The organism is Plantactinospora sonchi (assembly GCF_036422035.1).
In the GTDB taxonomy this organism is placed as follows: Bacteria; Actinomycetota; Actinomycetes; order Mycobacteriales; family Micromonosporaceae; genus Plantactinospora; species Plantactinospora sonchi.
Genome location: NZ_JAZGQK010000021.1, coordinates 1 through 20,218 on the forward strand (window position 1 = coordinate 1; position 20,218 = coordinate 20,218).

Below are 20,218 nucleotides of genomic sequence, written 5' to 3' on the forward strand. Positions count from 1 at the left end.
ACTACCCCGCCATCTCGATCTTCAACAGGTCGACCTGGCCGAACAGGTCCAGTTCGACGTCGCGGACCTTGGTGGAGTGCCCGAAGTTGTTCTGTCCGAAGCGGAGCGGGATCACCGGCATGTCCCGGACGAGGATCTCCTCGGCCTGCTGGTACTTCTTGATCGCCTCCGCCTGGTTCGGCGCGGCCACGCCCTCCTCGACCAGCCGGTCGAAGTCCGGGTTGCTGTAGCCGTAGTAGTTCGACGAGCCGCCGGTGGTGTAGAGCGGACCGAGGTAGTTCTGCATCGACGGGTAGTCCATCGACCAACCCAACCGGAACATCCCGACCGGGGTCTTCTCCTCCAGCTTGGTCAGCAGGTCGGCGAACCGCGACTCGGAGGTGCCGACACACTCCACCCCGAGGTTGTTGCGGAGCTGGTTGCAGGTCGCGTCGATCCACTCCTTGTGACCGCCGTCGCCGTTGTAGGAGATCTGCAACCGCGACGGACCGCCCGCGGCCTGGTACGCCTCCTTCGCCCGGACCGGGTCGAACTGGCACGCCTCGCCGCAGGTGTCCGGCCGGGCGCCCGCCACCAGCGGGGAGACGAAGGCCCGGGCCGGGGTCTGGGTGTCCTTGAAGATGGTCCGGATGATCTCGTCCCGGTCGATCGCCATCGAGATCGCCTTGCGCACCTCCGGGCGGGCGAACTCCGGCTGGAACGTCGGGAAGGCCAGGAACTGGAAGGACGACAGCGGGCTGCGCTTGAACCGGTCGCCGAGGTCGTCCGGCGCACTGCCGATGTTCTCGGTCGAGATCTGCCGTACCACGTCGAGGTTTCCGGCGGTCAGATCGGCGTACTCGGCGGACAGCTGCTGGTAGATCTGGAACACCACCCCGCCGATCTTCGGCCTGGCCCCGGGGTACGCGTCGTACCGTTCGACCTCGATCCGGGAGTCGTGCTGCCAGGTGCCCTTCATCCGGAACGGACCGTTGCCGATCAGCGCCTCCTCGAAGCCCTCCTTCAGCACCCCGTCGGAGGCCCAGGCGGCGTTCGGCAGCGGCGCGAAGACGTGGTAGCCGAGTACCGACTTGAACTCGGCGAACGAGCTCGACAGCGTGATGGTGAAGGTCTGCTCGTCGACCTTGCGCAGGCCGGTCAGCTTCCGGGCCTTCGGGTCGGGCGCCCGCTGCGGGCCCTCGCCGTCCGGATCGAGCGACTGCAGGTCCTCGTACCCGGCGATCTTCTCAAAGAAGTACGAGCCGCCGTTGCCGTTCGGCCCGTACGCCGCGTGGTTCCACGCGTTGAGGTAACTGTCGGCGGTCACCGGCTCGCCGTTGTGGAAGGTGAAGCCGCTCCTCAGCCGTACCGTCCAAAGTGTGTTGTCGGTCGACTCGATCGACTCGGCGGCCACCTCGACCGGCCGCTTGTCGGCGTCGAACTCGACCAGTGGCGTGAAGAGCGCGGCCAGCACCTGGGCGCCGGCGCTCTCGGTGGTGTTCGCCGGGAGCAGGTGCTGCGGCTCGACGAGACCGATCCGGACGGTGCCGCCACCCGGGTCGGCGGGGTCGTCGCCGCCACCGACGCACGCGGTGGCGGCGAACACCACGGCGAGCGCCACCATGACGGCTTGGCCGGGGTGTCGCCCCGAGCCCTTCGAGGTCAGGCGTCTGGGTACCGGCATGGAGCAGCCTCCTTCACAGATCGCCACCGACCCGACCGCGGGCGCCGGCGGCGGCGCCGCGCCTCGCGCGGCCACTTCCCACCAGTTACGAGCCGGCCGGCCAGGTTCGGCAATGCTTTTGGCTGGGCCCAAACCATCCGGGAGACCGACAACTGGCCGCCGGGGCGACAGCGTCTGGTGATCAGGCGGCGGACGGTCCGGCGCGGACGACGAGGACCGGTACCGGCCGACGGTGGTGTGGAGTCCGAGGTGGAGGTGGTGATGATCCGGATCTGGCTGGGACCCGACGACATCGCCCGGACCCGGATCGCCCCCGCGCCGCTGCCGCTGCACGAGATCCTCGTCAGCCTCGCCACCGCGCCCGTCGTCGACGACCCGGAACTGGTCCGCCTGCTGCGCGATCTGCGCCTCGGCGCCGGGCCGGCGAGCCCGGTCCGGGACGCGTCCGGTCCGGGCGGTGGCGTGGACGCCGGTGTGCGCCCGGCCAACCTGCTCGCCCCGCTACCCGAGGACCCCAGCCTCGAGGGCGCGTTGGAATGGCTGGTCACGAACTCGACGTACCGGGTACGGAGTCTGGCGGCCGCCGTCCGGGCCTACTACGAGCGCGGGGTGGCCGATGAACTCGCCGCCTGGGAGTCGGTGGTCCGGCTCGACGTGGCCGAGCGGAGCCGGTCGCTGGCCACCGGCGGGGTGGAGGCGCTGCTGGGTCTGCTCGACCCGCTGGCGGCCTGGCGCAACCCGGTGCTCGCCGTCGCGTCCCCGGTCGACCTGGACCTCCGCCCGGACGGCACCGGACTGGTGCTGGTGCCGTCCGTCTTCGCCCGCCACCTCTGGGTCGGGAACCAGCCCGATCCGGCCGTCGTGGTCTTTCCCGTGCGCCGCCCCCGTGCGGTGGGCAGCCACCCGGCGCGGTCGCACTCGATGGACGGGCGGTCGGTGGGCGGTCGCCCCGACGACCCGCGCCGGGTCCGGCCGCCCGTCCCGGCGTACGCCCCGGCCACCGCCGATCCGCTCATCGCGCTGCTCGGTCGCTCCCGGGCCGCGGTGCTGCGCGCCGCGCTGGTCGGGGCGAACACCACCGACCTGGCCCGACGGGCGGGGATCAGCACCCCGTCCGCGTCGCAGCACGCGAGCGTGCTGCGGGACGCGGGTCTGCTCCGGACCACCCGGCACGGCCGGGCCGCACACCACACGCTCACCCCGCTGGCCCGGGCCCTGCTGACCGCGTACGAAACCGCGACCCGCCGCTGACCCCGGACCGGAACGGTGCCGGCCGGTCAGAACGGCGCCGGCAGGTCCTAACCATGGCGGTCAGAACGGTGCCGGCAGGGCAGGAACCGTGGCAGTCAGAACGGTGCCGGCCGGTCAGGACGGTGTGTTCCCATCCCGACCGGCCGACACGGCAGGTTCAGCCGGGCAGTCGGGGACCGGCGGCGCGCTGGGCGTCCAGCCACGCCTCGACCTCGTCGGCGCGGCGGGGCAGCCCCGCCGACAGGTTGACCGCGCCATCCGCAGTGACCAGTACGTCGTCCTCGATCCGGATCCCGATGCCGCGCAGTTCCGCCGGAACCAGTTCGTCCTCGGGCTGGAAGTAGAGCCCGGGCTCGACGGTCAGCACGTAGCCCTCGCCGAGCGCGCCGTCCCGGTACTGCTCCTTGCGGGCGTTGGCGCAGTCGTGCACGTCCAGGCCGAGCATGTGGCCGAAGCCGTGCAGCGTCCACCGGCGGTAGATCATCGACTGCTCGTCCATCGCCTCCTCCACACTCACCGGCAGCAGCCCCAGGTCGGCGAGGCCCTCGGCGAGCACCCGCATGCAGGTGCGGTGCACGTCCTTGAACGTGACGCCCGGCCGGATGAAGTCCATGCCGGCCTGCTGGGACGCGTACACGATGTCGTAGACCTGTCGTTGCAGCGGGCTGAAGGTGCCGGAGACCGGGACCACCCGGGTGACGTCGGCGGTGTAGAGGTGGCGCCCCTCCACCCCCATGTCCATCAGCAGCAGCTCGCCCGGCCGGGTCTGGCCGGTGTTGCGGATCCAGTGCAGGATCGTCGCGTGCTCGCCCGCCCCGACGATCGAGCTGTAGCCGACGTCGTTGCCGTCGTGTCGGGCGCGCAGCCCGAACACACCCTCCAGCAGGCGCTCGGCGACCGGCCGGTCGGCGGGCAGGATCCGGGCGACGTCCTCGAAGCCGCGCACCGTGGCGTCGATCGCCTCCTGCAACTGGGCGATCTCCCACTCGTCCTTGACCAGCTTGTGCTCGGAGATGACGGCGGCGAGTTCGCGGTCCCGGCCCAGTCGGGCGGCCTCCTCGGCGTCGGTCTGCCGGGCCTCGTACGGCCGGACCGCGCCGTCGACCGACGGGTCCAGACCGCGCAGCACCCGGGTACGCCTCGGCGCGCAGTCGGCCAGCGCGTCCGCCAGCTCGGACAGCGGCCGGGTCTCGATGCCGAGTTCGGTGGCCTTCTCGGCCAGGGTGTGCCGGCGGCCGACCCAGAGTTCGCCGTCCCGGCTGCGGAAGAACTCGTCGTTCTCCCGGGACGACCGGGGACGCATGTAGAGCAGCGCGTCGTGCCCTGACCCGTTCGGGCGCATCACCAGCACACTGTCCGGATCGTGGTCACCGGTCAGGTAGACGAAGTCGCTGCCGGGCCGGAACGGGTAGTCGGTGTCGTTGGCCCGTACCTTCTCCGGGCCGGTCGGGATCACCAGGGTCTCCCCGGAGAACGCGGCCGACAGCGCCGCGCGACGCTTGGCGTGGTTGGGCACCTCGGGGCGCGGCCCGACCGGCAGTGTGGTGTCCTGCCAGCCCTGCCGCATGAAGGTGAGGAACTTCTCCGGGAAGTCCGGGTCGTGTGACTCGGTCCGTGCGGTGTCAGCCTGCGCTGACCCGGTCCGCGCTGACTCCGTCGGCGCCGTGCCGACCTGCGCCGACCCGGTCCGCGCCGGCTCCGCCGTGATGTCGGTCCGTTCGTCTGACATCGCCGCTCCTCCCTGATGCCGCCCGGGTGTCCCCCGGTCGCTCTGCCCGCCCCGGACTGGTCGAGCCCGGCGTCGGGGTGTTGATCACCCGCCTTGGCCTGATGCGACCGTACCGCGCCCACGCCGCCGTGGTGTACGGGCGTCAGGTGTGCCGGCGGTGCCGGCACGCCACCGGGCAGCGCGTGGAAAGATGACCGCCATGTGCGGACTCCTGGCCTTCTTCAGCGCGCACGGCAACGCCGGCGCACATCGCGACGCCCTGGCCGGTGCGTTGGAATGCCTGCACCACCGAGGACCGGACGAGACCGGTGTGGAGGTGATTTCGACCCCGGACGGGTACACCGACGCCGTCTTCGCGCACAAGCGCCTGTCGATCATCGACGTGGCACTCAGCCACGAGCCGCTGCCGTACGCGAACGGCCGCTACCTGCTGACCTTCAACGGCGAGATCTACAACTACATCGAGTTGCGCGAGGAGCTGGCCCGCAACTTCGGTGCGCAGTTCGCCACCCAGGGTGACGGCGAGGTGATCGTCGCCGGCTTCCACTACTGGGGTGAACAGGTCCTCAACCGGCTCCGCGGCATGTTCGCCTTCGTGATCTGGGACCGGCAGCTCCGTCGGGCCTTCGGCGCCCGGGACAACTTCGGGATCAAGCCGCTGCACTACCTCCAGACCCGGGACGGGGTGTACCTGGCGTCGGAGAAGAAGGCGCTGCTGCCGTTCGCGCCGTCGGCGCACCACGGCGACGCGGGAGTCGACCGCGCCAACCTGTCGCACTACCTCACCCTGCAGTACGTTCCGGAGCCCGGCACCCTGCACCAGGGCATCAACCGGATCGGGTCGGGGGAGTACCTGACCTGGTCGCCCGGGCAGCAGATCGAGATCCGCCGCTGGTACCGGCCGGTCTTCCGGCCCGCCCCGGTGCCGGAGCCGGAGCGGCTCTACCACCAGATCCGGGAGACGCTGCGGGAGAGCGTCCGGATGCACATGCGGGCGGACGTGCCGGTCGGCTCCTTCCTCTCCAGCGGCATCGACTCGACCGCGGTGGTGGCACTGGCCCGGGAGTTCAACCCGAACATCCTGACCTTCACGGTCGGTTACGACGTGCCGGGCTACTCGGAGATCGAGGTGGCCCAGGACTCCGCCAGGCACCTCGGGGTGACCACCATCCCGACCAAGATCGGGCCGTACGACATGATGAACGCGCTGCCCAAGATCGTCTGGCACCTGGACGACCCGGTGGCGGACCCGGCCCTGGTGCCGCTCTACTTCGTGGCGAAGAAGGCGGCCGAGCACGTCACGGTGGTCCTCTCCGGTGAGGGCGCGGACGAGTTCTTCGGCGGCTACACGATCTACCGGGAGCCGCTCTCGCTCGGCACGGTCAACGGGCTGCCCGGCGGGGTGCAGAAGGGCCTGCGGGCGGTCTCCAAGGCGATTCCGCAGGGGGTCAAGGGGAAGAGCTTCCTGGAGCGCGGCACCACCCCGATCGAGCAGCGCTACTACGGCAACGCCCGGATGTTCACCGAGGAGGAGAAGCAGGACCTGCTCCGCCGCTACGACCCCTCGGTGCGGTACACGGACGTCACCGCGCCGATCTACGCCGAGTGCACCGAGCTGGACGACGTCACCAAGATGCAGTACGTCGACCTCTACACCTGGCTGCGCGGCGACATCCTGGTCAAGGCCGACCGGATCTCGATGGCGCACTCGCTGGAGGTGCGGGTGCCGTTCCTGGACCGGGAGGTCTTCGAGGTCGCCGCCGGCATCCCGGTGGACCTGAAGCTGCCGCCGCGCTCCGACGCCACCAAGTACGCGATGCGTCAGGCACTGAACGGCGTCGTCCCCCCGGCTATCGTCAACCGGCGCAAGCTCGGCTTCCCGACCCCGACCCGGGTCTGGCTGGCCGGCGAGATGTACGAGTGGGCCCGGCACGTCTTCTCCATCTCCGGCGCCGGTGACCTGCTCGACCTGTCGTACGCCATGCGGCTGCTCGACGAGCACAAGCGGGGCGAGGCGGACCACTCCCGCAAGGTCTGGACGGTGCTGGTCTTCTGCATCTGGCACGCGATCTTCGTGGCCAAGACCCTCGACCCGGGGATCGAGCGCAACCAGTCCGCCCTGCTCACCAAGCCGGTGGTCGGCTCCATGGTCCGCTGACGGTGTAGGGAAGGGCCCCCATCAACGTTCTCGGTAGCGGAAGGGCCCCTTCCTGACCGCCAGAGCCTGCACGTGGACACGGGACGGGCCCGGCGCCATCGGCGCCGGGCCCGTCGCGGTGTGCGGTGGTGGTTACGCGCTGCTGCAGGTCGGCGTGGGTACGGCATTGGTGCTGCCGCTGACACTGCCGACAAATCCGAACGTGGCGCTCGCCCCCGGGGCGAGACTGCCGTTGTGCGCGACGTTGCGGACGGTCACCGAACTTCCGCTCTGGCTGAGCTGGCCGTTCCACAGACTGCCGATGGTCTGGCCGTTGGCGTACGTCCACCCGGTGGACCAGCCGCTCAGTGCCGAGGTACCGGAGTTCCGGACCGTGACCTCGGCCTGGAAGCCGCCGGACCAGTTGCCGGTGAGCCGGTAGGTGGCGGTGCAGCCGGACGTTCCGGCCGGCGGCGTGGTCGGCGGGTTGCCCGGCGGGGTGGTGGGCGGGTTGCCCGGCGGGGTGGTCGGGGTGCCCGGGCCACCGCTGCCCGGACCGACTCCGGTCACCTCACCGTTGCCGCCGTCGAAGACCACGTCGGAGCAGCCGAAGAAGTTCTCCTGGCTGTCCGAGCGGACCCAGCGGGAGTAGATGATGTGCCGGCCGCTCTTACCGGTCGGCAGCCGACCGCTGAAGTAGTAGTGCCCCTCGTTGCTGCCGACCGCGCCCTGCTGCGGCGGGTTGGTCACCGTGAGGAACGGCGTGGCCTCCAGGCTGCTCCAGGCCAGCGGGCTGCTCGGGTTGAAACCGTCCCGGGTCACGTAGAAGTAGAACGTGCCGGGGTGGTGGGCCCAGTTGCTGTACTTGAAGTTGAAGTTGCCACCGGCGGTCAGGTGGGTCAGCGGCCAGTCGTTGCGGGCCAGGTTGAACCCGCTGAAGGTGCTGTTCCCGCCGCTGCACAGCTGCCCGTCCGGGACGAAGCCGGTGGTCCGGCCGCCCGCGTCCGAGCGCAGCACGCTGAACCAGTTGTAGAGCGTGTTGGCCCCGCTCTGCGCGACCGCCGCCGCACACGCCGGGTTGTTGGGCTGGATGTTGCCCTGCGGGCTGAGCCCGTCCTTCCAGCAGAGGAAGGTACGGCTGCCCGGCGCCATGGCGGCACCGTGGGCGGCCACGGGAGCGGGGTTCACCACCGTGATGACACCGGCGGTGAGCGCGGCCACGGCACCGAGGACCGCGATCCTGCGTAGACGTTTCACCGAGTTTCTCCTTCTTGGGGGCAGTGTCGCAGCCGCGTGGACGGCGCTGCGGACAACCTGCGGGGGACCCGTCTGATCACGGGCGCCCGCTAACCGACACTGGGCGCGACCTCGTCGCGCTGCCCCGGCAGAGGTGGTGGGCTGGTATCCGCCGAAAGACAGGAGACGACGCGGCGCACAGTCCGATCACGGATCTGTGCCCTTCGCGTGGCCCTGCCGGCACCCGGCACAGCGCGTCAGCCCCCGCACTGGCTCGGTACGGGTTATCGCATCACGGATCGACGCCTGACGCAATAGGCAAGTTTCGATGCGGAAATTCCACTCGGTCAGTACCGCTCGACGAGGTGCTCCCGTCCGCCCGGCGGCTCGTACGGCGTCGGCCAGAACTCGGTGATCCGGCTGACCAGCCCGTGGGCGTCGAACTCGAAGAAGGAGAGGGCCGACAGCTCCGACCCCTCGTGGGCGACCCGGATCCAGGACGCCCCGTGTCGTCCCTCGCTGACCACCCGTTCCACGGTCACGTGCCAGTCGCCCGGGTACTCGATGTTGAACCGCAGGAACCGCTCCCGTCCCACGATCCGTTCCCGGGTCTGTGGCAGGTCGTAGACCACGTCCTCGGCGAGCAGGGCGCCGACCCCCGCCCAGTCCCGCCCCTCACAGGCCGTCCAGTAGCGGGATACCGTCTCGGATTGCTCGATCATGACGGTGGAGTGTGCCGGGTGGGTGTGACAGAGCCCGCCGGTGTGTCAGGGTCGGGCTGTCGGTCGGCACATGTCGTGGCCAGGGGCCGCCGGGCGGGGCGCCCGAGCCACGGCCGGGGGCGGTTCGGGAGGACGGATGGGGTACGCGGTGGTGCTCGGCGAGGCGCTCGTCGACCTGCTCGACGGGGAGTGCGCCGGGGCGCCCGTCTACCGGCAGGCGGTCGGCGGAGCCCCGCTCAACGTCGCGGTCGGGGTGGCCCGGCTCGGCGGGGCGGTGGAGTTCGTCGGGTCACTCGGGGACGACGTACTCGCCGGGCGGATCAGGAAACTGCTGGACGCGGCCGGCGTCGGGCAGCGCGGGGTGGTGGAGAGACCGGTCTCCACCACACTCGGCGTGGTCACCTTCTCCGGCGCCGAACCGGACTTCCGGTTCTACGGCACGCCACCGTCGTACGGCCTGCTCGGGCCGGAGGAACTCGACGTACCCCTGGTGGAGGGTGCCGGAGTCCTCTACGCCGGCTCGATCGCACTGCTCAGCCCGCCGGTACGGGCCGCCGCCCGGCGTGCCTGGGGGCTGGCCACCGGCTGGAAGGTCTTCGACCCCAACGTCCGGCCCCGCCTGCTCGCGGACCGGCTCGCGGTCGACGAGCTACGGGACCTGGTGGCCGAGTTCGCCGCCAGCGCCGACCTGGTGAAACTCAGCGTCGCCGACGCCGAGGTGCTGTACGGCGACGACGCCGGGGCGACCGCGCCCGGCGGCCGGGACACCGACCGGCTGGCCGAGGCGGCTGCGGCGCGGCTGCGGGGGCTCGGCGCCGGCGCGGTCGTGGTCACCGGGGGCGCCCGTGCTGCCCTGGCCTGGGCCGGACCGACCGGCGGCCCGCAGTGGCTGCCGGCGCCACGGGTCGACGCCGTCGACACCACCGGCGCCGGCGACGCCGTGATGGCGGCGCTGATCGCGGACCTGCTCGCCGACGGCCTGCCGGCGTACCCGGCCGGCTGGCGGGACCGGGTCGACTTCGCCCTCCGGGTTGCCGGACTGGTCTGCGAGTCGCCGGGCGGCGCGGTGGCGATGCCGACCCGGGCCGACGTCGCCCGCCGTTTCCCGGCCTGACCGGCTCAGGCGTCGCCGCGCAGTTCGGCGTAGCCGCGCCGGACGGCGGTCAACGCCACCTCCGGACCGAACGGCGCGTGCCGGGCGAGCTGCTCGACCGGGGAGTGGTCGGCGTCGCCGTCCCGGATCAGCCAGGCCAGTGCGGCCAGGTCCTCGTGCTGGGCCCGGACGAAGTCCGGGCCGACCACCGCGCCGTGCCCGGGCACCACCACCGAGGCCGGCGTGGTGAGCCGGAGCAGCGCGGCCACCGTCTCCACCCACTCCAACGGGTACGCGTCCTCGAACGCCGGCGGCCCGCTCTCCTCGATCAGGTCGCCCGCCACGAGTACGTCGGCGTCCGGCACCTGGACGACGAGATCCCCGTCGGTGTGCCCCCGACCCAGATGACGCAGCAGTACCGGTCGGCCGCCGACGTCCACCGTCGTCTCGTACTGCACGGGATGGCTGGGGGCGAGGATCCGGGTCCGGGCCACCTCGGTGGCGAGCGCCGGCTCGGCGGGCAGCACCTCGTCGTACGCCTGCCGGCGGACCAGCTCCGGCTGGTCGCGGAGCCGTTCGACGGTCAGCTGGTGGGCGTAGACCGGGTACGACGGGTCGGCGGCCAGGGTGTGGTTGCCGAAGCAGTGGTCGAAGTGGTGGTGGGTGTTGACCACGACGAACGGGTCCGAGGTGAGTTCCCGGGCGGCGGCGACCAGCTCGGCGGCCTGGGCGGCGGTGGAGAGGGTGTCCACGACCAGCGCCGCCCCGTCCCCGACCACCAGGGTCACGTTCACGTCGAGCATCGGCTGGCGCAGGACGTACACCCGGTCGCCGACCTCGGTGAAGGCGAGGGTCACGCCACCTCCCCGGCACGCGCGGTCATGCGGACCCGAGCGCGCGCTCGACGAACCGGTGGCGGTCGACCAGGACCCGTTCGACCCGGCCCTCGGCGACCGTCGTCGACCCCTCGGTGACCGCGACCTCGAAGAGCAGCCGCCGTCCGTCGACCTTGGCGAGCCGGGCCAGCGCGACGGCGGTCCGGCCGACCGGGGTCGGCACCCGGTGGTCGAGTTCGACCCGCATGCCGACGGTGGTCATCCCGGCCGGCAACCGGCTCGCCGTGGCGGCCACCGTCGCCGCCTCGGCCAGCGCCAGCACCCGGGGCGTACCCAGCACCGGTACGTCACCCGAACCGACCGCCTGCGCGGTGTCGGCGTCACCGACGGTCAGCTCGACCCGGGCGCTCAGCCCCGGCGGAAAGACGCTCTCCGGCTGCGGTGGCCCGGACCCCGCCCCGGACTGTTCCTGCTCCATGAGGCAGAGCCTAGGGCCTGGGCGGGCTCCGGCACGCCTCACCGCGCGTTCCCGCGCGTCACGGACATCCGGGATGTCAGGTTGCCGAACGTAACCTGATGGTCCGGGTGGCGACCGGGTCCGAGGTGGGCCCGATCGGTGGGTCGGGAGCCGCCGGGAGCTGTCTGGGCGGCCGTCAGTCGGGCAGGTCGTCGCGCATCTGTTCAACCTGCTGCTGCAGACGGTCCACCGCGTCCCTGTCGTTGAGGAAAGTGGTGACCCCGGCCGCGAAGGCGATCGCCACCAGGACCGCCAGGATGCTGAGTATCAGACCGCCGAGGGCCACGCTCCGACCCGTGACCCCCGGCCGGCGAGCCATCCGCAGTCCGACGATGCCGAGAACGACACCGATGATGCCGAGTACGAAACCGACCGCCGACAGGATGACGGTGAGAGAGCTGATGAGGCCGGCTACGCCGAATACCAGGGCGAACGTGGCTGCCGTGCTGGTTTTCGCCGCTGTCGTGGTGCCGTCGTCACCCCGGTGCATCGGATAGGCCGCACCACGGCCGGGCACCTGCCCTTCTGCTGCGGACATGTCCTCCTCCTTGCTCCGGTGACCCGGGGTATCCCCGCTTCCCTGGAAGCCATGCGCATGTCTGACGCCGAACGGCCCCACCTGGTCCGCGCTTCACCGGCACCGTCCGAGACGGGACCACTGGCGGACGAGGATCCTGGCCTGGCCTGGCCGTCGACGGGTATCCGGTGGATCGGAGCGAAGGAGGGAATCCGCGATGAGGATGAATCAGGAGCAGGTGAACTCGCTGTACGGCCGGCGTGTTCACGACAGAACCGGCACGAAGGTCGGAAACATCGGCAACGTGTGGGCGGACGCCGCCGGCGAACCGTCGTGGATCAGTGTGAAGACGGGGTTGTTCGGCCGACGGGAGTCGATGGTCCCGCTCCAGAACGTCAAGATGGGCCAGGATGACCTGACGGTGCCCTATGACAAGGACATGGTGACGAACGCGCCCCATGTCGAGGCGAGCGTCGACGAACCGTTGAAAACCGATGAAATCGGGCAACTATACGCTTACTATGGCATCAACCAGGGCCCACAGCCCGACGGCCGGACGACGGCGACCGGACGGGAGGAGATGACCCGCTCCGAGGAGCGGCTGCGGGTCGGCAAGGAAAGCCAACCGGCGGGCACCGCCAGACTCCGAAAGTATGTGGTCAGCGAGAACGTGCACACGACCGTGCCGATCGAACATGACGAGGTGTGGGTGGAACGCGAGCCGGTCACCGCCGACGCCCGCGGTGGCACCCGACCCGAGATCGGCGAGGCCGAGCGCGAGATGGTGCTGACGGCAGAACGACCCGTGGTGAGCAAGGAACGGGTCCCGGTGGAGCGGGTCCGGATGTCCGAGGACCGGGTGACCGAGGAACAGTCGATCGACGAACCGGTACGCCGGGAGAGGATCGAGGCGGAGATGCCGGAGAACCGTCGGCGGGGCCGCCGCTGACGGGGAACGCCACCCGGACAGACGACGCCCGGCCGGTCGAACCTGACCAGCCGGGCGTCGGGCATAGCCTCCGAGGACGTCCAGGTCAGGGCCGGCGGAGCTGCTCGGCGGTGATCCGCTGGGTCAGCCAGGCCGGTACGGCGATCAGCACCAGCCCCGCCGCCAGCGCACCGGCGGCGAGCCAGAGCGTCGGGGCGACCCGGTCCAGCACCACCCGTACCCCGACGTCGAGCAGGCCGGCCATCACACTGGCCACGGTGACCGTCGCCAGACTGGCCAGGACCAGCCCGGTCACCAGCGGCAACGCCCCGAAGCCGAGTTCACTGCCGGCGACGGTGCCCGGGCTGGTGCCGACCACCGCGAGGGTGGCGTTCTGCCGGCGCCGTTCCATCGTCCGGTCCACCGCAGCGGCGGCGAACGCGCCGATGCCGAGCAGGAAACTCACCACGAGACCGGTGACCAGCAGCGTGACCAGCAGATCCGCGTCGAAGCCCTGCCGGATGCCGAAATCACCTTGCAGATAGCCGGCCGGGGTGTGCGCGGCGAGCACCTGGACGGCCCGGTCGGCGGCGGCCAGGTCGGTGGCGACCAACAACGGCCAGGGGTCCGGAGTCGTCGGCAGGTTGGCGGCGACCGGCGCCTGGCGGGTCACCAGCAGCGCGCCGGAGACACCGAGGTTGAACCGGGGGCGCAGGTGCAGGACCTGGTCCGGCACCGGGACCTTCGTACCGCTCTCGGCGACCACCTCGGTACCGGGCTCCGGCAGCGGCCCCATCGGAAACTCGTCCGCCAACCGGTAGACCGCGCCGTCCCGGCAGGACTCGCCGGGGTCGAGCCGGTACAGGCCGGTCAGGTCGGCGCAGTCGGCCACCAGCAGGTTGCCCGGGGTGCCGGCCACCGTCGCCGGCACACTGCGCAGGTCGAGAATCTGGACGCCGGCCACCTGACGGAACGGTGCCTCCGGGATCGGCACCGGACCGAGCAACTGGTACAGCAGGTCGTCGCCGCTGGCGCCGCTCGTGCGTTCGGTGGGTACCAGGTCGCGGTCGTTGGCGATCAGGCCGACCCCGAGCGAACCGAGCCCCACCACGTAGACGATCACGGTGAGCGCGGCGACCAGCCGGGGCGCGACCCCGGGCGCGTGTCGCAACCTGGCGGCGGCCAACTCCAGCCAGACCGGGGTGCCGGGCAGCCGCTCCAGCAGGGCGGCGAGCGCGTACCCGAGGGTCGGCAGGGCGAGCGGCAGGGCCAGCCCGGTCAGCAGCAGCGAGCCGGCGAAGAGCAGGCCCTCCGGCAGCCCGGGACCCGTCCGGCCGAGCAGTCCGGCCAGCACCACGCCGGCCAGCCCGGCGACCAGCGGCCCGAGTCGCCACAGCCGGGGACGGCCGGCCGGGGCGTCCCGGCGTACCGCGAGCGGGTTGACCCGGGCCGGCCGGGTGGCGAAGGTGCCCACCGCGACCGCGTAGCCGACGGTCAGGACGAGCACGACCGCGATCACGACCGCCGGTACGGCGACGTCGGCGGCGTACCAGTGCAGCCGGCCGATCCGCCAACCCTGCGACAGTGGGGTGAGCAGGAGGTAGCCGAGCAGGCCGAGCAGCGCGCCGCCGGCGGTGACCACCCCCGTTTCGACCGCGTTGACCAGGGTCGCCTGCCGGGCCGACACGCCCAGCAGCCGGAGCGCGGCGATCCGCCGGTCCCGGGTGGAGGCCGAAAGCCGGGCGCAGGTGGCCAGGAAGACGCCGAACGGGACCAGCACGAACAGTCCGAAGGCGATGGCCAGCAGCCGGGCCGGGGTGAAGACGTCCGGCCCGGAGGACTGGGAGCCGAGCGCGTACACCAGCGGTGCGCCGAAGCCGGTCACCGGGTGGTGCTCGCGGAACCCGGCCGCGCCGGGCGGGACCGCCACCGACTCGCCGCCGACGTAGGCGAACAGTTCGTCCGGGGCGAGCAGGCCGGCCGGGCCGACCGTGCCGACGATCCGCTGCGGGAACCGTCCGGCGGCCCGCGAGTCGGTGGCGATCAGGTCGCGCAGCGCGGGGGAGACCACCACCTCCCCGGGCCGGGGCAGGGCGGCGACGCCGGGCGGGCGCGGGCTGCTCGGATCGGCGCCGATCACGACGGTACGCCGCAGCACCCGACCGCCGATTCCGTCCTCGATGTTGTGGATCCGCAGCGGAGACGGGCTGGTCCCGGTGTCGTCCTGGACCGGGGTGCGGGCCTCGGCCCGGTCGTGTTGGGCACCGGCCACCGAGACCGTGGCCAGCGACGCCAGCACCAGCAGTACACCGAGCGCCGCCCCCGACGACATCAGCGCGGTACGCAGCAGCCCACCCCGGCCGGAGCCGATCGACAGCCGCAGTCCGAGCCAGATCCACCGCCTCATCGCGGTACCGCCTTTCCTCCGGGACCGCGAGGTCACGCCGTCACCCGCCCGTCGCGGAGGAAGACGGTGCGGTCGGCGTACGCGGCGACCCGGGCCTCGTGGGTGACCATCACGACCGCGCTGCCCTCCTTGCGGGCCAGCCCGGTCAGCGCGTCCAGCACCACCTCGCCGGCGGCGCTGTCCAGCGCGCCGGTGGGTTCGTCGGCGAAGACCACCGCCGGTCGGTGCACCAGGGCCCGGGCCACCGCCGCCCGCTGCGCCTGGCCGCCGGAGACCTGCCCCGGACGTCGGTCGGCCAGCTCGTCGACCTCCAGGTGCCGGAGCAGTTCGGCGGCGCGGGTCCGGGCCTCGGCGCGGGGTACGTCGAGCAGCCGCAGCGGCAGTTCGACGTTCTGCCGCAGGGACAGCTCCGGCACCAGGTCGCCGAACTGCAGTACGAAACCGAACGAGTGCAGTCGCAGTCGGCTGCGGCGACCGTCCGGCAGGTTGTCGATCCGCTGGTTGTCGACGACCACCATGCCCTGATCCGGCCGGAGGATGCCGGCGAGGACGTGCAGCAGGGTCGACTTGCCCGAACCCGACGGACCCATGACGGCGACGATCTCGCCGGTGTCGATCGTGATCTCCGCGTTGTCCAGTGCGATGGTCTGGCCGAACCGGAGGCTGAGGTTGCTGGCCCGCAGGATCATCCGTGCTCCTTGTCCGCGCTGTGCCGCCGGCCGGTGCCGGTGCTGTGCTGCTGGGGAGTGGTGCTGTGCCGCTGGTCGGCGTCGTGGACCAGCGCGGCGAGCCGGTCGAGTCGGGCGACGGCGCCGTCGATCCACCTGAGGTCGGCGTCGAGGTGGTACATCTCGAAGTCGGCGTCGAGCTGGCCGATCAGGTCGCCGGCCTGCCGCTGCGCGCGCATCTCGCGCATCCGGGCCAGGTGGGCCTGCCGCTGCCGGTCGAGCATCGGCTCGGCGGCCCGGCCGCTGGAGAGCGCGATGAGGACCTTGGCGAAGAGCACCTTGCGGCTGCCGGTGACCTCGGGCACCTCCGGCTCGTCGAGCCAGCGTTCGAGCTCGCCGACGCCGGAGTCGGTGATCGCGTACACCCGGCGGTCCGGGCCGACGCCGGCCGCGACCCCGGCCAGACCGATCAGGCCCTCCTTGTCGAGTCGGCCGAGAGTGGCGTAGACCTGTGCGGACTTGAGCGGGCGGCTGTTGCCGAACCATTCGTCGTAGCGCTGGCGCAGCACGTAGCCGTGCTGGGAGTGCGGCTCGAGCAGGCCGAGCAGGATCCGGGAGACCGACATGCCGGCACCGTAGCAACTCAGTTGCTACCGTAGCAACTGAGTTGCTACCACGATCTCGTCGGCGGGAGAGGAGCCCGCTCGGCGGAGCGGCTGCCGGCCGGGAAGGAGCCGACGGTCATTCCGCGATGTCCCTGCCTCAGCCCGGAGTTGGGCCGCCGTTAACCTGGACGGCGATGCACGCGACCGTCACAGACACCCCACCCGCCACGCCACCCGGGCCGTCCGCACCGGACAGCCGCCGTCGGTTCGTCGCCATGTCCATCTGGGCGGTGGCCTTCGTCGCCTGCTGGTTGCTGATCGGGCTGCCCACCGACCCGCTCTACGCCTTCGCCTGGCTCTGGGCCGCCACCATCGCCTGGCGCAGCGACCGGCCCTGGCGTACCCACCTCGGCTTCGCCCGTGACTGGCTGCCGGTGGTGGTGCTGCTGGCCCTCTACAACCTGTCCCGGGGGTTCGCGGACAACGGCGCCACGCCGCACGCGTACGAGCTGATCGCCGCCGACCGCTGGATGTTCGGCTGGCTGATGGACGGTCAGGTGCCGACCATCTGGCTGCAGCGGTACCTCTACGACCCGGACGGCATCCACTGGTGGGACGTGCTGGTCAGCTGGGTGTACTTCTCGCACTTCGTGGTCACCCTGACCGCCGCGGTGGTGCTCTGGCTGCGGGACCGGGGCCGCTGGGCCGCGTTCATGCGCCGCTGGGGCTTCCTCTGCGCCGCCGGTCTGGTCACCTACTTCGCCTACCCGGCCGCGCCCCCGTGGTGGGCCGCCCAGTACGGCATGCTGTCGGACGTCGCCCGGATCTCCACCCGCGGCTGGCGTGAGTTCGGCATGCACGGCGCGGGCAACCTGCTCAACGCCGGCCAGATCGCCTCCAACCCGGTCGCCGCGATGCCGTCGCTGCACACCGCCTGGGCGCTGTTCGTGGTGGTCTTCTTCCTCGGCGTGACCCGGCGACGCTGGTGGCCGCTGCTGCTCTGCTACCCGCTGGCGATGACCTTCACCCTGGTCTACGCCGGTGAGCACTACGTGATCGACGTACTGGTCGGTTGGGCGTACGTCGGGCTGACCTTCCTCGTGGTCGGGCTGGCCGAACGGTGGTGGGCGGCGCGGAAGGCACGCCGCCGCAGCGGCGGAGCCGAACCGGTGGACACCGGTCCCGAGCCGGCGTCGGCGGCCACCCCCGAGTCCGCCCCGGCGGATGCGGTGCCGGGCCAGACCGGACCGGGTTCGGCAGCGGTCGGTGCGGAGCAGAAGGTGGCCGGACCGGCCCCGGAGACCCCCGGCCCGGACCGGACGGTCAGCCTCGGCCGCTGACCGCCGGGGGGCGGACAATTTCGGCCACTGACCCCGGCGGCGGTCAGCCTCGGCGGTTGGACCAGGCGGGCGGGTCAGCCTCGGCTGGCGACCCGGGCCGACCGGGCCCGTGCGGTCAGTTCGGCCGCCAGCGCCCACGCCTCGTGGACGTCGCGGTCCTGTGCCGCCGCGCTGGGCCCGCCCGCGGTGTCCGCGTAGACGGTGGCCAGGCGCAGGCGTCGCTGCAGCGGCCCCTGTACCACCCGGACGGACTGGATCCGGGCGTACGGCACGATGACCAGCTCCCGGGTCAGCAGTCCGGACCGGACGGCGAAGACCCGCGCGGAGAGGCCGGCACCGAAGGCGTTGCGGGCCAGCGGATGTACCCAGCGGGCCCGGGCCGGCGGCGGGGTCAGGGTGCCGGTGAGCGCCACCCCGGGCAGCACCTCGGCGACGATGCGCTGGGCGGTGGCCAGGTCGCCGACCGGGAGCAGCCGGTCCGGCTGGTTCCGGTCGGTGGACTCGCCGACCGCGTACCCGGCCACCGACAGCCGTAGCCGCAGCCAGCCCTTCATCCGCCAGAGCAGCGGCCAGGTGACGTTGATCGCCTGCAGCCGGTTCAGCGGTACCGCCTGCGCACGGGTCTCCAGCAGGCCGTGCCGGACCCGCAGCGCGGCGTCGTCCCGGCCGAGCTGGAAGCCCCAGTCGTCGAGGACCCGGCGGATCGGCTGGAGGATCACCCCGGCCATCGCGGTGAGGGTGCTGGCGACGGCGATGAACGACCACGAGTCCTCGGTGAGGAACTGCACCACCACGAACGCGACGCCGAACGGCAGCAGGAACGCCTGCGGGGTGAGCAGTTGGCTGACCAGCAGGTCCCGGTTCGACACGGTGTGCAGGTGCCGGCCGGGCACCGAGCCGGCGCCGATGGCGATTCCCGGCAGACCCGGCACCGCCACGGTGGGCGTCGGCGGCGCGCCGACCGGTGCGGTACCGGCGGGTTCACCGGCTGGCGGAGCAACAGTCGGGGCGCCGGCCGCTCCGGCCGGCAGTTCCGGTCCGGGCTGTGGGACCGGGCCGGCCAGGCTCAGCAGCCGTTCGCGGAGCACGACCGCGTCGGCCACGGTGAGGTACGCCAGCGGCGCTTCCGTCTTGCCGCCGCCGACCACCTCGAGCCGGAGTTCGGCCAGCCCGCTGAGCTGTGCCAGCAGCGGCCGGACCACCTCGACCGCCTGCAGCCGTTCCAGCGGGATCGCCCGGGTCCGCCGCCACACCAGGCCCTCGTGGATCCGCAGTTCCCGGCCGACCACGTGGTAGCCGGTGTTGTACCAGCTGATCACCGAGAGCGCGACCGCGCCGACCAGCAGCACCGCCACCAGCAGGCTGAACCAGCCGAGGCCGACCCGGGACAGCGTCGACCAGGAGAGCGCGGCGACGATGACGACCAGCGACTTCGCACCGTGCAGCACCGGGCTCAGCGGATGCAGCCGCCGCGACGGTTCGGCGGCGTCGCCGCTGCTCACAGACCCTCCGCCCGATCCTCGCCGAGCGCGGTGAGCCGGTCGCGGAGCCGGGACGCCTCGGCCGGGGGCAGACCCGGCACCCGGGCGTCGCTCGCCGCGGCGGCGGTGTGCAGCTGCACGGTGGCCAGGCCGAAGGCCCGCTCCAGTGGTCCGGCGGTGACGTCGACGAACTGCATCCGGGCGTACGGCACGATCGACAGGCGCCGGACCAGCAGGCCGTGCCGGACGAGCAGGTCGTGGTCGCGTTCGGCGTACCCCCAGGCCCGGACGGCGCGCGCGATGACGACCAGCTCCCACAGTGTCAGGCCGACGAGCAGACCGATGCCCAGCCCGAACAACCAGTGCCCGGTCAGCGCGAGGCCGACGCCGAGGCCGACGAGGATGACCAGCACGGTGATGCCGAGCCGCACGGCCTCCACCCAGATCAGGTTCCGGGAGACGGACTGCCAGCGTACGGTCTCCGGCCATGGTTCGAGCGGATCCATCGACCCGGCCGGCGGAGCGTCCACGGCGGTGCCGGCCGGTTGTGCTCCGGCCGGCGGCGGGCTCGCGGCGCCGACCGGTGGCGGAGCGTCAGAGATGTCGGCCGGCGACGTGCTCGTGGTGTCGCGCGCCGGTGGAGTGCCCGGCGGGACGTCGGCCGGCGGGAATCCGGGACCGTGGTCCGGGGTGGCGGCGGGCGCGTCGGGGTGACCGCCGCCGTCTCCGCCCGGGTCGCCGTTGTTGCGCACGTGGCCGGGTTCGCTCACGTCGCGTGCCTCGTTCGCTTCGCTCGCCTCACGTGTCGAGCGTAGGCGATCGGTCGACCGGGGCGACCTCACGGAGGAACCCGCGCGCCCCGAGGAAGTCGCCGAGGGACTCCCGGTGCTCGGCGCAGGCGAGCCAGGTCTTCCGCCGTTGCGCCTCGTGCAGCCGTGGATTGTTCCAGCGCAGCGCCCAGATGGCCGACGTCCGGCAGCCCCGGGCCGAGCAGACCGGTGACACCGGGGCGGGGGACCTGTCAGTCACGGCCGCGAGTGTACGCCGCGTCCGGCGACGCGCCGGGGCGGAGAATCCTGGTTCTCCCT

The 20,218-nt window shown here is 72.2% G+C and carries 18 protein-coding genes; 5 read left to right on the forward strand and 13 right to left on the reverse strand.

What is annotated here, in order from left to right:
- Position 1: 1 nt before the first annotated feature.
- Entirely contained in the window at positions 2 to 1,603 is a 1,602-nt protein-coding gene (locus V1633_RS23350) for a peptide ABC transporter substrate-binding protein (RefSeq protein WP_407951945.1), read from the reverse strand.
- A gap of 309 nt (positions 1,604 to 1,912) precedes the next feature.
- Here V1633_RS23350 and V1633_RS23355 point away from each other — a divergent pair, with 309 nt between their 5' ends.
- A complete protein-coding gene (locus tag V1633_RS23355; RefSeq protein WP_331212050.1) occupies positions 1,913 to 2,914 on the forward strand; it encodes an ArsR/SmtB family transcription factor in 1,002 nt (333 codons plus the stop codon).
- Between the two features lie 157 nt (positions 2,915 to 3,071).
- On the opposite strand, the gene V1633_RS23360 is transcribed toward V1633_RS23355, so the two are convergent.
- Positions 3,072 to 4,643, reverse strand: a complete 1,572-nt coding sequence (locus V1633_RS23360; RefSeq protein ID WP_331212051.1) for an aminopeptidase P family protein — start codon at positions 4,641 to 4,643, stop codon at positions 3,072 to 3,074.
- A 199-nt stretch (positions 4,644 to 4,842) separates the two neighbouring features.
- On the opposite strand from V1633_RS23360, the gene asnB reads away from it, so the two are divergent.
- Positions 4,843 to 6,801, forward strand: coding sequence for an asparagine synthase (glutamine-hydrolyzing) (asnB, locus tag V1633_RS23365; RefSeq protein WP_331212052.1), 1,959 nt, complete (start codon positions 4,843 to 4,845; stop codon positions 6,799 to 6,801).
- A gap of 132 nt (positions 6,802 to 6,933) precedes the next feature.
- On the opposite strand, the gene V1633_RS23370 is transcribed toward asnB, so the two are convergent.
- Together V1633_RS23370 and V1633_RS23375 are read right to left on the reverse strand one after the other, a co-directional pair.
- Complete coding sequence (locus V1633_RS23370; protein WP_407951928.1) at positions 6,934 to 8,037, reverse strand: lytic polysaccharide monooxygenase; 1,104 nt, start codon at positions 8,035 to 8,037, stop codon at positions 6,934 to 6,936.
- A gap of 326 nt (positions 8,038 to 8,363) precedes the next feature.
- Positions 8,364 to 8,738, reverse strand: a complete 375-nt coding sequence (locus V1633_RS23375; protein WP_331212053.1) for a nuclear transport factor 2 family protein — start codon at positions 8,736 to 8,738, stop codon at positions 8,364 to 8,366.
- 136 nt (positions 8,739 to 8,874) lie between these two features.
- Here V1633_RS23375 and V1633_RS23380 point away from each other — a divergent pair, with 136 nt between their 5' ends.
- Entirely contained in the window at positions 8,875 to 9,852 is a 978-nt protein-coding gene (locus V1633_RS23380) for a PfkB family carbohydrate kinase (RefSeq protein WP_331212054.1), read from the forward strand.
- Between the two features lie 5 nt (positions 9,853 to 9,857).
- On the opposite strand, the gene V1633_RS23385 is transcribed toward V1633_RS23380, so the two are convergent.
- The 3 genes from V1633_RS23385 to V1633_RS23395 form a co-directional block, all read right to left on the reverse strand.
- The gene (locus V1633_RS23385; RefSeq protein WP_331212055.1) at positions 9,858 to 10,688 is read right to left on the reverse strand and encodes an MBL fold metallo-hydrolase; all 831 of its coding nucleotides are present in this window, start codon (positions 10,686 to 10,688) and stop codon (positions 9,858 to 9,860) included.
- Between the two features lie 22 nt (positions 10,689 to 10,710).
- A complete protein-coding gene (locus V1633_RS23390) occupies positions 10,711 to 11,145 on the reverse strand; it encodes a thioesterase family protein (protein WP_331212056.1) in 435 nt (144 codons plus the stop codon).
- Between the two features lie 175 nt (positions 11,146 to 11,320).
- Entirely contained in the window at positions 11,321 to 11,722 is a 402-nt protein-coding gene (locus tag V1633_RS23395; protein WP_331212057.1) for a DUF4190 domain-containing protein, read from the reverse strand.
- Between the two features lie 196 nt (positions 11,723 to 11,918).
- Here V1633_RS23395 and V1633_RS23400 point away from each other — a divergent pair, with 196 nt between their 5' ends.
- A complete protein-coding gene (locus tag V1633_RS23400; protein WP_331212058.1) occupies positions 11,919 to 12,650 on the forward strand; it encodes a PRC and DUF2382 domain-containing protein in 732 nt (243 codons plus the stop codon).
- Between the two features lie 85 nt (positions 12,651 to 12,735).
- Here the strand turns inward: V1633_RS23400 and V1633_RS23405 are convergent, their stop codons facing one another.
- Genes V1633_RS23405 through V1633_RS23415 form a run of 3 tightly spaced genes read right to left on the reverse strand, consistent with a single transcriptional unit; the run spans position 12,736 to position 16,330 of the window.
- The gene (locus V1633_RS23405; RefSeq protein WP_331212059.1) at positions 12,736 to 15,036 is read right to left on the reverse strand and encodes an FtsX-like permease family protein; all 2,301 of its coding nucleotides are present in this window, start codon (positions 15,034 to 15,036) and stop codon (positions 12,736 to 12,738) included.
- Between the two features lie 32 nt (positions 15,037 to 15,068).
- Positions 15,069 to 15,725: an ABC transporter ATP-binding protein gene (locus tag V1633_RS23410; RefSeq protein WP_331212060.1), complete on the reverse strand. Its 657-nt coding sequence runs from the start codon at positions 15,723 to 15,725 to the stop codon at positions 15,069 to 15,071.
- Complete coding sequence (locus tag V1633_RS23415) at positions 15,722 to 16,330, reverse strand: PadR family transcriptional regulator (protein WP_331212061.1); 609 nt, start codon at positions 16,328 to 16,330, stop codon at positions 15,722 to 15,724. The genes V1633_RS23410 and V1633_RS23415 overlap by 4 nt, the downstream gene beginning before the upstream one ends.
- Positions 16,331 to 16,503: 173 nt before the next feature.
- Between V1633_RS23415 and V1633_RS23420 the strand changes: the two genes are divergently transcribed.
- Positions 16,504 to 17,649, forward strand: a complete 1,146-nt coding sequence (locus V1633_RS23420; RefSeq protein WP_407951929.1) for a phosphatase PAP2 family protein — start codon at positions 16,504 to 16,506, stop codon at positions 17,647 to 17,649.
- Positions 17,650 to 17,723: 74 nt separating this feature from the next.
- Here V1633_RS23420 and V1633_RS23425 read toward each other — a convergent pair whose 3' ends face one another.
- The 3 genes from V1633_RS23425 to V1633_RS23435 all read right to left on the reverse strand — a co-directional run bounded on the left by V1633_RS23425 (position 17,724) and on the right by V1633_RS23435 (position 20,159).
- Positions 17,724 to 19,151: a PH domain-containing protein gene (locus V1633_RS23425; protein WP_331212062.1), complete on the reverse strand. Its 1,428-nt coding sequence runs from the start codon at positions 19,149 to 19,151 to the stop codon at positions 17,724 to 17,726.
- The gene (locus V1633_RS23430) at positions 19,148 to 19,636 is read right to left on the reverse strand and encodes a PH domain-containing protein (protein WP_331212391.1); all 489 of its coding nucleotides are present in this window, start codon (positions 19,634 to 19,636) and stop codon (positions 19,148 to 19,150) included. The genes V1633_RS23425 and V1633_RS23430 overlap by 4 nt, the downstream gene beginning before the upstream one ends.
- 292 nt (positions 19,637 to 19,928) lie before the next feature.
- Positions 19,929 to 20,159 (reverse strand): hypothetical protein, encoded by a 231-nt coding sequence (locus tag V1633_RS23435; RefSeq protein ID WP_331212063.1) that lies wholly within the window; start codon positions 20,157 to 20,159, stop codon positions 19,929 to 19,931.
- Between the last annotated feature and the right edge of the window lie 59 nt (positions 20,160 to 20,218).

Excerpts from the sequence above, each read along its gene's own strand:
- V1633_RS23375 (WP_331212053.1), bottom strand. The coding sequence starts at position 8,738 with ATGATCGAGCAATCCGAGACGGTATCCCGCTACTGGACGGCCTGTGAG.
- V1633_RS23405 (WP_331212059.1), bottom strand. The coding sequence starts at position 15,036 with ATGAGGCGGTGGATCTGGCTCGGACTGCGGCTGTCGATCGGCTCCGGC.
- V1633_RS23395 (WP_331212057.1), bottom strand. The coding sequence starts at position 11,722 with ATGTCCGCAGCAGAAGGGCAGGTGCCCGGCCGTGGTGCGGCCTATCCG.
- asnB (WP_331212052.1), top strand. The coding sequence starts at position 4,843 with ATGTGCGGACTCCTGGCCTTCTTCAGCGCGCACGGCAACGCCGGCGCA.
- V1633_RS23410 (WP_331212060.1), bottom strand. The coding sequence starts at position 15,725 with ATGATCCTGCGGGCCAGCAACCTCAGCCTCCGGTTCGGCCAGACCATC.
- V1633_RS23390 (WP_331212056.1), bottom strand. The coding sequence starts at position 11,145 with ATGGAGCAGGAACAGTCCGGGGCGGGGTCCGGGCCACCGCAGCCGGAG.
- V1633_RS23420 (WP_407951929.1), top strand. The coding sequence starts at position 16,504 with ATGCACGCGACCGTCACAGACACCCCACCCGCCACGCCACCCGGGCCG.
- V1633_RS23415 (WP_331212061.1), bottom strand. The coding sequence starts at position 16,330 with ATGTCGGTCTCCCGGATCCTGCTCGGCCTGCTCGAGCCGCACTCCCAG.
- V1633_RS23400 (WP_331212058.1), top strand. The coding sequence starts at position 11,919 with ATGAGGATGAATCAGGAGCAGGTGAACTCGCTGTACGGCCGGCGTGTT.
- V1633_RS23350 (WP_407951945.1), bottom strand. The coding sequence starts at position 1,603 with ATGGTGGCGCTCGCCGTGGTGTTCGCCGCCACCGCGTGCGTCGGTGGC.
- V1633_RS23360 (WP_331212051.1), bottom strand. The coding sequence starts at position 4,643 with ATGTCAGACGAACGGACCGACATCACGGCGGAGCCGGCGCGGACCGGG.
- V1633_RS23380 (WP_331212054.1), top strand. The coding sequence starts at position 8,875 with ATGGGGTACGCGGTGGTGCTCGGCGAGGCGCTCGTCGACCTGCTCGAC.
- V1633_RS23430 (WP_331212391.1), bottom strand. The coding sequence starts at position 19,636 with ATGGATCCGCTCGAACCATGGCCGGAGACCGTACGCTGGCAGTCCGTC.